The organism is Pseudonocardia hierapolitana (genome assembly GCF_007994075.1).
Taxonomy (GTDB): domain Bacteria; phylum Actinomycetota; class Actinomycetes; order Mycobacteriales; family Pseudonocardiaceae; genus Pseudonocardia; species Pseudonocardia hierapolitana.
The window spans coordinates 583202-596542 of the sequence record NZ_VIWU01000001.1 but is presented as its reverse complement, the minus strand read 5'-3'; the positions used below and the strand labels follow the sequence as shown (position 1 = coordinate 596542).

Here is a 13341-nt window from a genome sequence, read left to right as displayed (position 1 = left end):
ACCTGGATCCGCCGACACACGCACCGGACTCCCGGTGGAGGACACTAATGGGCACCCTCTCGGTGAAGGGCCTGACGGCGCATTACGGCAAGACGACCGCCCTGCACGGGATCGACCTCGACCTCGCCGACGGCGAGTTCTTCGTGATCCTCGGGCCGTCCGGGGCCGGCAAGACCACCACGCTCAAGAGCGTGGCCGGGCTCGTCGACCAGGTCGAGGGCGAGGTGCGCATCGCGGGCCGCGACATGACCGGCGTCGAGCCGTACGACCGCGGCGTCGCGATGGCGTTCGAGAGCTACGCGCTCTACCCGCAGAAGACGGTGGAGGAGAACCTGGCCTCCCCGCTGCGCTCGGGCCGCAACGGCACCTGGACGCCGCAGGAGCAGGCCGAGCGGATCAAGCAGGTCACGATGACCCTCGGCATCGACCACCTGCTGAAGCGCTTCCCGCGCGAGTTGTCCAACGGGCAGCGCCAGCGCACCGCCCTGGGCCGGGTGCTGGTGCGCCCCGCCGAGGTCTACCTGCTCGACGAGCCGCTCTCGCACCTGGATGCCAAGCTGCGGGCCGCCATGCGCGCGGAGCTCAAGCAGCTCGGCGAGCTCTCGGGCACCACCACGCTCTACGTCACGCACGACTACCAGGAGGCACTGGCGCTGGGCGACCGGATCGGGGTGCTTCGCGAGGGCAGGCTGGTGCAGGTCGGGACGCCCGCGCAGGTCTGGACGGAGCCGGTGGACACCTTCGTCGCCCGCGCGCTCGGCCAGCCGGAGATGAACCTCCTCGACGCCGAGGTGGACGCGGGCCAGGCCCGGGTCGGGAAGGCCTTCGCGGTCGGGGCGCCGGCATCCGACGGCCCGGTCAAGGTCGGGATCCGGCCCCGGGACCTCGAGATCGTCGACGGGCCTGCGCCCGCCGACCGGCTCGTGCTGAACGGGAAGGTCGTGCTGGCCGAGCGGCTGGGGCGGTCGGTCGAGCTGTCGGTGGACGTGGCCGGGGTGCAGGTCATCACCGTCACCTCCGACCACCGCGTGCACGAGGGTGGCGACGTCGCCCTCGCCGTCGACTGGGATCGCGTGCACGTCTTCTCGGCCGAGGGAGCCCGGCTGGGCGCCGCCCGGCGGCCCGAGGGTGCGCTCACCGGAGGGGCTCGATGACCACCGCTGCAACGACCAACGGCACCGCTCAGAACGCAACGGCACAGCGCCTGCGGCTGGAGTCGTTGCGCAAGACCTACACCGCCCGGGGCCGCGAGCCGTTCGAGGCCGTGAAGGGCATCGACCTGGACATCGAGCCGGGCGAGCTGGTGGCCCTGCTCGGCCCGTCCGGGTGCGGGAAGACGACCACGCTGCGGATGATCGCCGGGCTGGAGACCGTGACGTCCGGGCGGATCGTGATCGGCGACCGTTCCGTGGGCGACCTGCCGCCGGGCAAGCGCAACGTCGGCGTCGGGTTCGAGAGCTACGCGCTCTACCCGCCGCTGACCGTGCGGGAGAACCTGGCGTACGGGTTGAAGGCGCGGCGGGCGCGCGATGCGATCGCCCGCGTGGACGCGATCGCCGAGCGCCTCGAGATGACCGAGCTGCTCGACATGCGGCCTGCCAACCTGTCCAGCGGCCAGAAGCAGCGGGTTGCGCTCGCCCGCGCGCTGGTGCGCAACCCGCCGGTGCTGCTGCTCGACGAGCCGCTCTCGCACCTGGACGCCGGGCAGCGCCAGCGGGTGCGCCGGGAGCTGAAGGTGCTGCAGCGCGAGTTCGGCTACACCACGATCGTCGTCACCCACGACCAGCTGGAGGCGCTCAGCCTCGCCGACCGGATGGCCGTGATGGACGCCGGCGTGATCAAGCAGTTCGGCACTCCGGACGAGGTCTTCGACGCACCGGCCGACCGGTTCGTCGCCGACTTCGTCGGGGAGCCGTCGATCACCCTGCTGCCCGGCGTCGGGACCGGGAGCGGCGTCCGCGTCGGCGGAGTCGGCGGGATGGCGACGTCGGTGCACGTTCCCGACGGCCGCGACGTGCTGGTCGGCCTGCGCCCGCAGGACTGCCATCCGACCGACGGCCCAGGCCTGGAGGGGACCGTGCTGGTGTTCGAGGACCTGCTCGAGTTCGGGCTGGCCACCGTGGAGCTGCCCGGGATCGATACCCGGGTCGTCGCGCAGGTGGAGCCGGGACACCCGCTGCGGGCGGGCGACCCGATCACGATCGCGGCTCCACCGGAGCGCGTGCACGTCTTCGACCCGGCCACGGGGGAGCGGGTTCGATGAGTGTGGTGGTGTGTGCCGGCGACGAGTTCATCTCCGCCGATCTGCTCGCGCGCGCGCTCGCCGATGCGGGCGTCGAGGGGGAGTTCCGGCGGATCGACTCGGCGTGGCCCACCGAGCCGTTCGGCTCCATGGACGGCGTGCGGGAGGCGGCGGGCGACCCCGCCCGGCTCGCCGAACTGGTGCGCGGGGCCGACGCGTTGGTCACGCACCTCGCCCCGCTCACGGCCGAGGTCCTCGACGCCGGGCGGGGGAGCCTGCGGGTGGTCGGCGTGACCCGGGGCGGGCCCGTGAACGTCGACGTGCCGGCCGCGACGGCCGCAGGCGTGCTCGTCGCGTACCTGCCGGGGCGCAACCTGGGCGCGGTGGCCGAGTTCTGCGTCGGCACGATGATCTGCGCGATGCGCGGCCTCCCGGCCGCCGCCGCGGGGCTCGCGGCCGGGCGCTGGGACGCCGCGGGCTTCCGCTACGAGCGCACCGGTCTGGAGCTGCGCGCGGCCACCGTCGGGCTCGTCGGGCTGGGTGCGGTCGGGCTGCGGGTCGCCGAGCTGCTGCGCGGCTTCGGCTCCCGGGTGCTCGCGCACGACCCGTACGCGTCCGCGGAGGACGCCGAGCGGGTGGGCGTCCGGCTGGTGGACCTGCCGGAGCTGCTGGGCGCGAGCGACGTCGTCAGCCTGCACGCCCGGCTCACCCCCGAGACGAAGCAGATGATCGACGCCACCGCGCTCGCCGCGATGCGCCCGGGCTCGGTGCTGGTCAACACCGCCCGCGGGGAACTGGTCGACACCCGGGCCCTCGACGCTGCGCTGGCGTCCGGGCACCTGCGCGCCGCCGTGCTGGACGTGTTCGACCCCGAACCGCCCGCACCGGACGACCCGCTGCCGCGGCGTCCCGAGGTGTTCGCCACCCCGCATCTGGCGGGCGCGTCCCGCCAGGTCGCGGAGGAGTCGGCGGCGCGCATCGCGAAGGAGGTGGCGGCGGTGCTGGCGGGCGGCCGCCCGACGACCTGCGCGAACCCGGAGCTGTTGGCGTCGTCCTGAGCGTTGTGGAGCTTTGGCGCTGCTCAGTTCGTGAGGGCGGTCAGCCACTCCTGCTCCCGTCGTGCGATGTACTCGGTGTCCTGGCTCCAGGTCTCACCGTGGCCCTCGTCCCAGAGGCGGGCCCATGGCTGCACGCCGTTCGTGTGGCCCGCGGCCAGCAGGTCGCGCATGGCCCCGGCGCGGCGGGCGAGCATGGGCGCCAGGCGCAGGCGCTGCTCCTCGTCGAGCCCGTAGGCGTCGGCGAGCACACGCGCGCGGGCCGCGGCGTCGGTGCGACGCCGCGCCGGGTCCGCCGAGAGCGGCACGAAGGCCTTCACCGCGTAGGCGAGGTCCCACAGCCGTGAGCCGGGGCCCGCGCCGTCCCAGTCGATGAACGTCCAGGTGTCGCCGTCGGTCACGAGGTTCCACGGCGCCAGGTCGTGGTGGGCGATGATCTCGCCGCCGCCGTCGTCCTCGGGCGGGATGACGACCCGCCACACCGCGCCCGGCGGCGGGGTGAAGCCGGCGACCGCGTCGTGGAACTCGCGGATCATCCGGCCGACCCGCGCAAGCCGGGCGGGCGGCCCGACCTCGGCGAACCGGTCCGGCCACACGGTGGTGCCCGGCGCGAACCCGAGCACCTCGCGGCCCTGCTCGTCGAGCCCGAGCGGGCGTGGCGCCGCGCGGAAGCCGACCGCGTGCAGGTGCGCCAGCAGCGCGTGCACGGCGGGCGTCCACGGCCCGGCCGGCCTGCGCACGGTGTCGCCGACCCGAACGACGCCCACGCTGACGTTGCCCCCGGCGAGCGGGATCTCCTCGAGCACGCCTGCCAGCGTCGCCGATCGGCCTCCGATCCCGCACCCGGGTTGGTGGAACGCAGGCTTTCCGTGCGAGAACCGTGCGCGCACGCGACGAGCCTGGTGGGCATGAACACGGATGGGGTGACGGTGATCGGGATGGGCCCGATGGGCCGGGCGATGGCACGCGCGTTCCTGGCGGCAAGCCGGCCGACGACGGTGTGGAACCGGACGCCGGGGCGGGCGGACGAGCTGGTGGCGGCCGGGGCAATGCGGGCGGCGACGGCGGCGGAGGCGGTGGCGGCGAGCGAGCTGGTGGTGCTCAGCCTCACCGACTACCAGGCGATGTACGACATCCTCGGCGCGACGGGGGACGCCATCGCGGGGCGCGTCGTGGTCAACCTCAGCTCGGACACCCCGGACGCCACGCGCGCGGCGGCGGCATGGCTCGCCGACCGCGGTGCGCAGCTCGTGGCAGGCGGGGCGCTGGCCTCGGCGGACGTCGTCGGCACCGACGGCGCGTCCGTGCTCTACAGCGGCTCTCGGGAGGCGTTCGACGCCCACGAGGCGACGCTCGCCGTGATCGGGCGTCCCGAGTACCTGGGGGCCGACCACGGCCTCGCGCAGCTGCACTACCAGGCCCAGCTGCAGGTGTTCCTCACGACGCTGGCCGCGTACCTGCAGTCGTTCGCGATGTTCACCGCTGCCGGGATCCCGGCGCAGGAGTTCCTGAGCCGCGCGGCCCCGGGCGAGGACGTCGCCGTCCTCCTGCCCGACGCGGCCCGCGCCGCCGACGAGGGCCGCTACCCGGGCGAGCTCGCGAACGTGCTCATGATGGGCGCCACCGCCGATCACGTGGTCGGCGCCAACCGCAGTGCAGGCCTCGACACGGCGCTGCCGGACGCCGTCAAGTCGCTCTACGACCGGGCGATCGCGCGTGGCCACGGGCGGGACGGGTGGGCGAGCCTCGTCGAGGTGATCCGGAAACCGTCGTCGAGCTGATCGGACCGGACATAACAGCACTTATATAAGTGCTGTTACGATGCGGCGGTGACACCGGACCCGACCGAGCAGGGACGCTGGCGTCCACTGCGCCGGCTCCTGGACGCCATGGACGCCGACATCGCCCGCCTCTACACCGAGCGCGGCATCACGGGGGTGCGGCCGCGGTTCGTCGCCCCGCTGATCCGGCTCGGCCGCCGGGGCGGGATGACGATCCGGCAGCTGGCCGAGTCGCTCGAGGTCACCCACTCCGCGATGAGCCAGACCGTCGCCGCCCTGCAGCGGGACGGCCTCGTGACCACCGCAGCAGGCGCGGACGCCCGCACCCGCCAGGTCTTGCTCACCGAACGGGCGCGTGAGCTCCTGCCGTTCCTCGAGGCCGAGTGGCGGGCCACCGAGGAGGTGGTCGCCGAGCTGGAAGCCGAGATCCCCTACGCGCTCAGCCAGGTCGTCGAGGACCTGCAGGCGGCGCTCGACCGCCGTTCCTTCCACGACCGGATCGCCGACCGGATCGCCGACCGGTGAGCCTCCTGGTCGATGCGCGGCCCCTGCGCTCCAGCCCGCCGTTCCGCCGGGTGTGGGCGGGCACCGCCCTCTCGACGCTCGGCGGCCAGCTCGCCGTCGTCGCCGTTCTGCACCAGACCTGGGAACTCACCGCCAGCCCCGTGGCCGTCGGTGCGATCGGGCTCGCCCAGGCCGTACCGATGGTCGTGTTCGGGATCGTGGGCGGCGCCCTCGCCGACGCGGTCGACCGCAGGCGCCTGGTCCTCGGCACGACGCTCGGCCAGATGGTGGCCGCCGGGCTGCTGGCCGCGCAGGCGTTCGCGGGCCTTGACTCGCTCGCGGTGCTCCTCGGCCTCGTCGCGTTGCAGTCGGCCTGCGGGGCACTCGGCGCCCCCGCCCGCCGCACGTTCGCGGCCCGCCTGCTGCCGGCCGACCAGGTCGGCGCCGGGCTCGCGCTGTTCAACCTCGGCTTCCAGGTCTCGATGCTGGTGGGGCCTGCGATCGCCGGGGTCGTCGCCGCTGCATGGGGGGTCGGCGCCTGCTACGCCGTCGACACGCTGACCTTCGTCGCCGCGCTCTACGGCGTGGCACGCCTCCCGGCCCTGCCGCCCGATGGCACGGTCACCCGGCCGGGCCTCGCGGCCGTGGTCGCGGGATGGCGGTTCATCGCGGGCAGGCCTGCGTTGGCGGGTGCGTTCCTCACCGACCTGATCGCCACCGTGCTCGCCATGCCGATCGCGCTCTTCCCGGTGCTCAACGCCGACCGCTTCGGCGGCGACCCGCAGACGCTGGGCCTGTTCCTCTCCGCCATCGCCGTCGGTGGCATCGTCGCGGGGCTCGCGTCCGGGCCCGTCACGCGGGCCCACCGCCTCGGCCTGGTCATGCTCGCCGCGGCGGGCGTCTGGGGCGTCGCGCTCGCGGCCTTCGGGATGGCACCGGCGCTGTGGCAGGCGCTGGGCTGCCTCGCGGTCGCCGGTGCGGCCGACACGGTCTCGGTGATCTCCCGCGGCGCGCTCGTGCAGCTCGCCACGCCGGACGCCTACCGCGGCCGCGTCAGCGCCGTCGAGGACATCGTGGGCATGGCGGGCCCGTACCTCGGCAACTTCCGGGCCGGCCTGGTGGCTGGTGCGACCACGGCCGGTTTCGCCGCGATCTCGGGCGGCCTCCTCTGCGTCCTGGGCGTCGCGGCGGTCGCCATGGCGACCCCGGCGCTGCGCCGCCCCGGCATTGCAGCAAGGCCACCGTCACGCAAGGAGATGGAATGAAGGTGGCCATGCTGCAACGGGCTACCTCACATGTTGCGGCGGTATTGGCCGCCTACCTCGAAGAACGCCTCCGTCAGCTGGCCGAGGGAACACGTGCGGGCCGCCTTCATCAGCTCGTCGAAGACGTTGCCGCCACCCGTCGCCACGTCCTGCAGCCGCCGGATCGCGTCGGCGGCCTCCCCGGTGTGGCGGCGCTGGAAGTCGGCGAGCCGGTCGAGCTGGCTCTGCTTCTCCGCCTCCGTGCCGCGGGCGAGCTCGATCTCCTGCGGTTCGCCCGCCTCCTCGCGCACGAACGTGTTGACCCCGACGATCGGCAGCGACCCGTCGTGCTTGCGGTGCTCGTACAGCAGCGACTCGTCCTGGATCCGCCCGCGCTGGTAGCCGGTCTCCATCGCCCCCAGCACGCCGCCGCGTTCGGAGATGCGGTCGAACTCGGCGAGCACGGCCTCCTCGACGAGGTCGGTGAGCTCGTCGATGATGAACGAGCCCTGCAGCGGGTTCTCGTTCATCGACAGGCCCCACTCCTTGCCGATGATCAGCTGGATCGCCATCGCGCGGCGCACCGACGCCTCGGTCGGCGTCGTCACGGCCTCGTCGAACGCGTTGGTGTGCAGCGAGTTGGCGTTGTCGTAGAGCGCGCAGAGCGCCTGCAGGGTGGTGCGGATGTCGTTGAAGTCCATCTCCTGCGCGTGCAGCGACCGGCCCGAGGTCTGCACGTGGTACTTGAGCTTCTGCGAGCGCTCGTTCGCCCCGTACTTCTCCCGCATCGCGATCGCCCAGATCCGCCGGGCCACCCGCCCGATCACCGAGTACTCGGCGTCCATGCCGTTGGAGAAGAAGAACGACAGGTTCGGCGCGAAGTCGTCGATGTCCATGCCGCGCGCGAGGTAGCTCTCCACGAACGTGAACCCGTTGGCGAGCGTGAACGCCAGCTGGCTGATGGGGTTGGCCCCGGCCTCGGCGATGTGGTAGCCGGAGATGGAGACCGAGTAGAAGTTCCGCACCTTGTGCTGGATGAACCACTCCTGGATGTCGGCCATCATCCGCAGTGAGAACTCGGTGGAGAAGATGCAGGTGTTCTGGCCCTGGTCCTCCTTGAGGATGTCGGCCTGCACGGTGCCCCGGACGTTCTGCAGTGCGAACGCGGTGAGCTCCTCGCGCTCTCCCGCGTCCGGCTCGCGGCCCTCCTCGGCCCGGAACCGGTCGATCACCTGGTCGACCGCGGTGTTCAGGTAGAACGCGAGGATCGTCGGGGCCGGCCCGTTGATCGTCATCGACACGGACGTCGTGGGCGAGGTCAGGTCGAAGCCGTCGTAGAGCGCCTTCATGTCCTCGAGCGTCGCGATGGAGACGCCGGAGGTGCCGACCTTGCCGTAGACGTCCGGGCGGGTGTCCGGGTCGTGCCCGTAGAGCGTGACGGAGTCGAACGCCGTGGACAGGCGCTTGGCCTCGGAGTGCTGGGAGAGCAGCTTGAAGCGGCGGTTGGTGCGGAACGCGTCGCCCTCGCCCGCGAACATGCGGCCGGGGTCCTCGCCCTCGCGCTTGAACGGGAACACGCCCGCCGTGAACGGGAAGCGCCCGGGCAGGTTCTCGCTGCGCAGGAACCGCAGCAGCTCGGCGTCCTCGGTGAACCGGGGCAGCGCGACGCGCGGCACCTTGTTCCCGGACAGCGTCTCGCGGGTGAGCTGAGTGCGCAGCTCCCTGTCGCGGACCTTCACGACCATCTCGTCACCGGAGTAGGCCTCGACGACCTGCGGCCATTCGTCCAGGAGCGTCGCAGACGCGGCCGGCAGGTCCTGCTCGGCCTTCTGCAGGGCCTCGTCGACGGCGTCCCCGACCAGCTCGCGTGCCGTCCGCAGGTGCTGGCGCCGCCGCGCCGCCTCGACGTGCTTCGCCGTGTCGGCGTGGTAGCCGCGCACCGTCTCGGCGATCTCGGACAGGTACCGCACGCGCTGCGGCGGGATGACCGAGGCGTACTCGCTGGACGTCTTGCGCTCCGGGCGCCGCAGTCTGCCCTCGCCGACGGTGAGCCCGTCCTCGGTGAGCAGGTCGCGGACGTGGTGGTAGAGCGCGGTGACGCCGTCGTCGTTGAACGTGGCGGCACTCGTGCCGAAGACGGGCATGTCCTCCCAGGACGCTCCGAACTCCTCGCGGTTGCGCACCAGCTGCCTGCCGACGTCGCGGCGGGCGTCCTCGGCGCCGCGGCGCTCGAACTTGTTGATCGCCACGGCGTCGGCGAAGTCCAGCATGTCGATCTTCTCGAGCTGCGACGCGGCGCCGAACTCGGGCGTCATGACGTACAGCGAGCGGTCGACGAACGGCACGATCCCGGCGTCGCCCTGCCCGATGCCGGGTGTCTCGACGATCACCAGGTCGAACCCGGCCGCCTTGAGCACACCGATCACATCGCCCAGGTGTTCCGGGAGGCTGCTCTCCGTGCCGCGGGTGGCCATGGAGCGGAAGAAGACCCGGTCGCCGGTCAGCGAGTTCATCCGGATCCGGTCGCCGAGCAGCGCACCCCCGCCGCGGCGGCGGGTCGGGTCGACGGCGAGCACGGCGATCCGGAGCTTGTCCTCCTGATCGAGGCGGAAGCGGCGCACGAGCTCGTCCGTGAGGCTGGACTTGCCGGAGCCGCCGGTGCCGGTGATGCCGAGCACCGGGACGGGCCGCCGGGGTGTGAGGTCGAGACCGGCACCGATGCGCGCTCCGCCTTCGCTCCGCGCGGCGGGGAGGCGCCCCGTCTCGGCGAGGGTGAGCGCGCGGGCCAGGGTGGCCGGCTCGCCGGTGAACAGGCCGTCGAAGGACGCAGGGGGAGTGGCGGCGAGGTCGACGTCGCAGTCCCGGATCATCGTGTTGATCATCCCGGGCAGGCCGAGCCGCTGGCCGTCCTCGGGGGAGAAGATCCGCGAGACCCCGCGGGAGTGCAGCAGCTCGATCTCCCGCGGGACGATCACCCCGCCGCCCCCGCCGTAGACCTTGACGTGCCCGGCGCCGCGCTCGCGCAGCAGCTCGACGAGGTAGGTGAAGTACTCGATGTGGCCGCCCTGGTAGGAGCTGACCGCCACACCCTGCGCGTCCTCCTGGATCGCGGCGGTCACGACCTCGTCGACCGAGCGGTTGTGCCCGAGGTGGATCACCTCGGCGCCCTGCCGCTGCAGGATGCGCCGCATGATGTTGATCGCCGCGTCGTGGCCGTCGAAGAGGCTCGCGGCGGTGACGAAGCGCACCGGGTTCACCGGCACGTGCAGCTCTGCCATGGGTCGTCCTCTCACCCGCACCTCGATTTAGTTTGGCTTCCGAGTATCGGACGTGCAAGCTAACGCCGTGGTGACCTGTGCAACGCGGGGTCAGCGGGCCGACGAAGTGATGAGGGCGGCCTCGTCGCCGAGCAGGCCCGCCTCGGCCGCGGTCAGCGAGCGATCGGTGGCGCGCCGCGAGACGGCGTCGTCGAGCATGGCGAGCGCCTGCCCGCCGGTCGCGTCGAGGAACGCGGTGAGCATCGCCCCCGCCACGCCGGCGTACTCGTGTCCGGGTGCGACCGCGACCTGGGCGAGGATCACCGCGGTGAGGGCGACGTCGAGGTCGGGCGGGCCGTCGGTCGCGTTCGTCCAATCGATCAGCACCGGCCCGCGCGGGGTGAGCACGACGTTCGCGGGGTGCAGGTCGAGGTGGAGCACCCGTTCGTCTGCGGTGCCGGTGCGGGACGGGAGTGCGTGCAGCCGGGTGTGCAGGTCGGCGAGCACGCGGCCGGCGTCGCGGGCGTCGTGGTCGCCCGCCGCCACGGCGTCCAGGAGCACCGGCCCGTGCAGGCGTTCCATCACCAGATCGGTGCCGTCGGCGGCGAACACGGCGGGTGCGGGGAAGCCGTGGGCGGTGACGTGCGCCATCGCCGCAGCCTCGCGGGACACCTCCCCGCGGCCGTGTTCCCGGTACCGGCGCAGCACCCGCTGGTCGTCGAGCGCGTAGACGTCCGCCGTGCGGCCGGTGCCGATGAGCTTCAGGCCACCCGCCCCACGGGCGGCAGCTCGACGGTGGGCAGCTCCACGGTCGGCCGGTCGTCGATGCTCCGCGGGGGAGCGGGACGGGGGCGGCGCAGGCGCCGGGACACGATCGGGACGATGGCGCCGAGCGCCATCAGCGCGCCGCCGGAGGCGGCAATCCCGACAGCCGCGGACTCCGGCGCGACCATCACCAGCACGAATGCGACCCCGGGCCACCACAGGAGGGCCCGGATCGGGCCGGGGACCGACCATTCCCGCTTCTCTGGCGCCATATGCGTTTCCTACCCGGTCCGGTCTTCAGCCATGCGCGCACCCCCGGTACCCCTAAAGGTCTAGCGTCAGGGTATGAACCCCGCGGATGCGCTCGTCGACGAGAACCGTCGTCTGGGTGAACTTCTGGCCACCGCCGACCCGGAGACCCCCGTGGCGACCTGCCCCGGGTGGGTGCTCCGGCAGCTGCTCACGCACGTGGGCCGCGGCGACCGGTGGGCGGCGACGATCGTGCGGGAGCGGGCCGAGGAACGGGTCGACATCCGCACCGTGCCGGACGGCAAGCCGCCGGCCGATGACCCGGTCGGCTGGCTCGCCGACAGCGCCCGGCTGCTCGTCGACGCGGTGGCCGCCACCGGTCCGGACGTCCCGGTGTGGACCTTCACCGGCCCCAAGCCCGCCGCGTGGTGGATCCGCAGGCGGCTGCACGAATCCACGGTGCACCGCGCCGATGCGGCGCTCGCCCTCGGCGTGCCGTACGAGATCGAGGCCGCGCTCGCCGCCGACGGCGTCTCCGAGTGGCTCGACATCCTCACCGCACGCCCGGTCCCGGCCGACGGGCCCGCGCTCCCCGACGGCGCCACCCTGCACCTGCACGCCACCGACGACGGCCTCGGGGCGGACGGCGAATGGCTGGTGCGGTCCGAGGACGGACGCGTCGCGTGGGAGCACGGGCACGGCAAGGGCGCCGCGGCGGTGCGGGGGAGTGCGGCCGATCTCCTGCAGGCCGTGTTGCGGCGGATCCCGGCCGACGACCCGCGCCTGCAGGTGCTCGGCGACGCCGCGGCGTGGCGTACGTGGCTGGAGCGCACCCCCTTCTGACCCGCTCTTCTCCTCCCAAAGAATGACGTGACGATGCGACCTGCTCCCGATGCCCGGTCGCCGGTCGCGGTGCGAATCTCGAGAGGTGCTGGAAACCATCGGGATCGTGCTGATCGTGCAGGGGGTGGGCGGTCTCATCAACCGTCTCGCGGAGAGCGGGTCGAAGGGGTGGTGGCTGCAGCTCCACGTGCTCCCCGACGGCCTGCACATCCCGGCGAGCGTCGCGATGGGCATCGTCGGCGTTCTGCTGGTTCTGCGGTCGATGGCCGGTGAGCGCCGTCGCAAGTCCGCCCGGTGAGCACCCAGGTGGAGATTCTGGTTCAGCTGGCGCGGGACAATCCGATCGTCGCCCTGATCCTCGCGTGCGAGGTCGGACTGTGGGTCCTGCTCGGGCTCGGTCTCGTCGCGCGCTACCTGCTGCGGCTGCGCACGCTCAGCACGCTGCTGCTGGCCGCGATCCCGCTGCTCGACGTCGTGCTGGTCGTCGCCGTCACGCTCGACCTCCTGCGCGGCGCCGAGCCGCGGTCCGTGCACGGGCTCGCCGCGGTGTACCTGGGGTTCAGCGTGGCGTTCGGGCCGAGCATCGTCCGCTGGGCCGACGTCCGGTTCGCGCACCGCTTCGCGGGCGGCCCGCCGCCGGTGAAGCCGGCGAAGGGCACGTCGGAGCGGACCGCGCACCTGTGGCGGGAGTGGAATCGCGTTGTGGTCGCAGCCGTCATCACGTCGGTCGTGCTGGGCGGGCTCGTGCTGTTCGTCGCGACGCCCGAGCAGTCGGGGCAGCTGTCGTGGTGGATCGGGCGGGTGTGGGTGGTCGTCGGGATCTGGCTCGTGGCCGGCCCGCTGTGGGAGACGGGCTCGCGCGCAATGGACACTACGGCTGATCGTCGGTGACGAGGTCCATCAGTAGGCAGTCGTGCCACCCACCGTCGGTGGAGCGCTCGTACTGGCGCATCACGCCGATCGGCCGGAACCCGGCACGGGCGCAGCTGCGGATCGCCCGCTCGTTGTGCGCGGCCGGGTCGATGGTGACCCGGTGGTGGCCGCGGATGCGGAACAGGAACCGCGCCATCGCCCGCAGGGCGTCGCAGCCGAGCCCCTGACCCTGATGGTCGGGGTGCAACGCGAGGTCGAGCGCGGCGTGCCGGTGGTCGGGGTCGGTCTCCTCGCGGTAGAGGATCAGTCCGACGACCTCGCCGGCCAGCTCGATCGCGTAGCCGTGCGGTCCGAGCAGCTCGCGCCGCACCCGCTCCAGGTCGTAGCCGCCCCACCAGGGCGCGATCTCGGGGTGACGCAGGATCTCGAGGAACACCGGCACGTGCTCGGGCGTGGTCGGCCGCAGCACGACGGTCTGGCCTGCGATCGCGGACGGGGGTTCGGTGGCGGTCGCCGTCATGGGGAGCC

The 13341-nt window shown here is 73.0% G+C and carries 14 protein-coding genes; 9 read left to right on the top strand and 5 right to left on the bottom strand.

Annotated elements, in window-relative coordinates; all coding sequences use genetic code 11:
• Positions 1–47: 47 nt before the first annotated feature.
• From FHX44_RS02905 to FHX44_RS02895, 3 genes are read left to right on the top strand one after another with little or no spacing between them, the layout of a single operon-like run.
• Positions 48–1154: an ABC transporter ATP-binding protein gene (locus FHX44_RS02905; RefSeq protein WP_147254035.1), complete on the top strand. Its 1107-nt coding sequence runs from the start codon at positions 48–50 to the stop codon at positions 1152–1154.
• The gene (locus FHX44_RS02900; protein ID WP_147254034.1) at positions 1151–2263 is read left to right on the top strand and encodes an ABC transporter ATP-binding protein; all 1113 of its coding nucleotides are present in this window, start codon (positions 1151–1153) and stop codon (positions 2261–2263) included. Before FHX44_RS02905 ends, FHX44_RS02900 begins: the two co-directional genes overlap by 4 nt.
• On the top strand, positions 2260–3300 hold the full coding sequence (locus FHX44_RS02895; RefSeq protein ID WP_147254033.1) for an NAD(P)-dependent oxidoreductase: 1041 nt from the start codon (positions 2260–2262) through the stop codon (positions 3298–3300). The genes FHX44_RS02900 and FHX44_RS02895 overlap by 4 nt, the downstream gene beginning before the upstream one ends.
• Positions 3301–3323: 23 nt before the next feature.
• Here the strand turns inward: FHX44_RS02895 and FHX44_RS02890 are convergent, their stop codons facing one another.
• Positions 3324–4103, bottom strand: a complete 780-nt coding sequence (locus FHX44_RS02890) for a phosphotransferase (RefSeq protein WP_212612304.1) — start codon at positions 4101–4103, stop codon at positions 3324–3326.
• Positions 4104–4205: 102 nt separating this feature from the next.
• Between FHX44_RS02890 and FHX44_RS02885 the strand changes: the two genes are divergently transcribed.
• The 3 genes from FHX44_RS02885 (at position 4206) to FHX44_RS02875 (ending at position 6847) form a co-directional block, all read left to right on the top strand.
• Positions 4206–5078: an NAD(P)-dependent oxidoreductase gene (locus FHX44_RS02885; protein WP_212612303.1), complete on the top strand. Its 873-nt coding sequence runs from the start codon at positions 4206–4208 to the stop codon at positions 5076–5078.
• A gap of 108 nt (positions 5079–5186) precedes the next feature.
• Positions 5187–5603, top strand: coding sequence for a MarR family winged helix-turn-helix transcriptional regulator (locus tag FHX44_RS02880; protein WP_147260885.1), 417 nt, complete (start codon positions 5187–5189; stop codon positions 5601–5603).
• On the top strand, positions 5600–6847 hold the full coding sequence (locus FHX44_RS02875; protein ID WP_147254031.1) for an MFS transporter: 1248 nt from the start codon (positions 5600–5602) through the stop codon (positions 6845–6847). Before FHX44_RS02880 ends, FHX44_RS02875 begins: the two co-directional genes overlap by 4 nt.
• A 26-nt stretch (positions 6848–6873) precedes the next feature.
• Here FHX44_RS02875 and icmF read toward each other — a convergent pair whose 3' ends face one another.
• From icmF to FHX44_RS43050, 3 genes are all read right to left on the bottom strand, one after another.
• On the bottom strand, positions 6874–10104 hold the full coding sequence (gene icmF, locus FHX44_RS02870) for a fused isobutyryl-CoA mutase/GTPase IcmF (RefSeq protein ID WP_147254030.1): 3231 nt from the start codon (positions 10102–10104) through the stop codon (positions 6874–6876).
• 90 nt (positions 10105–10194) lie between these two features.
• Positions 10195–10791 (bottom strand): phosphotransferase, encoded by a 597-nt coding sequence (locus FHX44_RS02865; RefSeq protein ID WP_246170175.1) that lies wholly within the window; start codon positions 10789–10791, stop codon positions 10195–10197.
• Positions 10792–10844: 53 nt separating this feature from the next.
• A complete protein-coding gene (locus tag FHX44_RS43050) occupies positions 10845–11120 on the bottom strand; it encodes a hypothetical protein (RefSeq protein WP_170308677.1) in 276 nt (91 codons plus the stop codon).
• A gap of 73 nt (positions 11121–11193) precedes the next feature.
• Between FHX44_RS43050 and FHX44_RS02860 the strand changes: the two genes are divergently transcribed.
• From FHX44_RS02860 to FHX44_RS41915, 3 genes are all read left to right on the top strand, one after another.
• Positions 11194–11940 (top strand): maleylpyruvate isomerase family mycothiol-dependent enzyme, encoded by a 747-nt coding sequence (locus FHX44_RS02860; protein ID WP_147254029.1) that lies wholly within the window; start codon positions 11194–11196, stop codon positions 11938–11940.
• Positions 11941–12025: 85 nt separating this feature from the next.
• Complete coding sequence (locus FHX44_RS02855; RefSeq protein ID WP_147254028.1) at positions 12026–12238, top strand: hypothetical protein; 213 nt, start codon at positions 12026–12028, stop codon at positions 12236–12238.
• A gap of 8 nt (positions 12239–12246) precedes the next feature.
• Positions 12247–12831: a hypothetical protein gene (locus tag FHX44_RS41915; RefSeq protein ID WP_170308744.1), complete on the top strand. Its 585-nt coding sequence runs from the start codon at positions 12247–12249 to the stop codon at positions 12829–12831.
• Here the strand turns inward: FHX44_RS41915 and FHX44_RS02845 are convergent.
• Positions 12812–13333 carry a GNAT family N-acetyltransferase gene (locus FHX44_RS02845; protein ID WP_147254026.1) on the bottom strand — a complete coding sequence of 174 codons (522 nt, stop codon included), beginning with the start codon at positions 13331–13333 and terminating at the stop codon, positions 12812–12814. The genes FHX44_RS41915 and FHX44_RS02845 overlap by 20 nt on opposite strands.
• Positions 13334–13341: the final 8 nt, after the last annotated feature.

Bases quoted from the DNA above. Each gene is read 5' to 3' on its own strand.
- FHX44_RS02905 (WP_147254035.1), top strand. From the start codon at position 48: ATGGGCACCCTCTCGGTGAAGGGCCTGACGGCGCATTACGGCAAGACG.
- FHX44_RS02900 (WP_147254034.1), top strand. From the start codon at position 1,151: ATGACCACCGCTGCAACGACCAACGGCACCGCTCAGAACGCAACGGCA.
- FHX44_RS02895 (WP_147254033.1), top strand. From the start codon at position 2,260: ATGAGTGTGGTGGTGTGTGCCGGCGACGAGTTCATCTCCGCCGATCTG.
- FHX44_RS02885 (WP_212612303.1), top strand. From the start codon at position 4,206: ATGAACACGGATGGGGTGACGGTGATCGGGATGGGCCCGATGGGCCGG.
- FHX44_RS02880 (WP_147260885.1), top strand. From the start codon at position 5,187: ATGGACGCCGACATCGCCCGCCTCTACACCGAGCGCGGCATCACGGGG.
- icmF (WP_147254030.1), bottom strand. From the start codon at position 10,104: ATGGCAGAGCTGCACGTGCCGGTGAACCCGGTGCGCTTCGTCACCGCC.
- FHX44_RS43050 (WP_170308677.1), bottom strand. From the start codon at position 11,120: ATGGCGCCAGAGAAGCGGGAATGGTCGGTCCCCGGCCCGATCCGGGCC.
- FHX44_RS02860 (WP_147254029.1), top strand. From the start codon at position 11,194: ATGAACCCCGCGGATGCGCTCGTCGACGAGAACCGTCGTCTGGGTGAA.
- FHX44_RS02845 (WP_147254026.1), bottom strand. From the start codon at position 13,333: ATGACGGCGACCGCCACCGAACCCCCGTCCGCGATCGCAGGCCAGACC.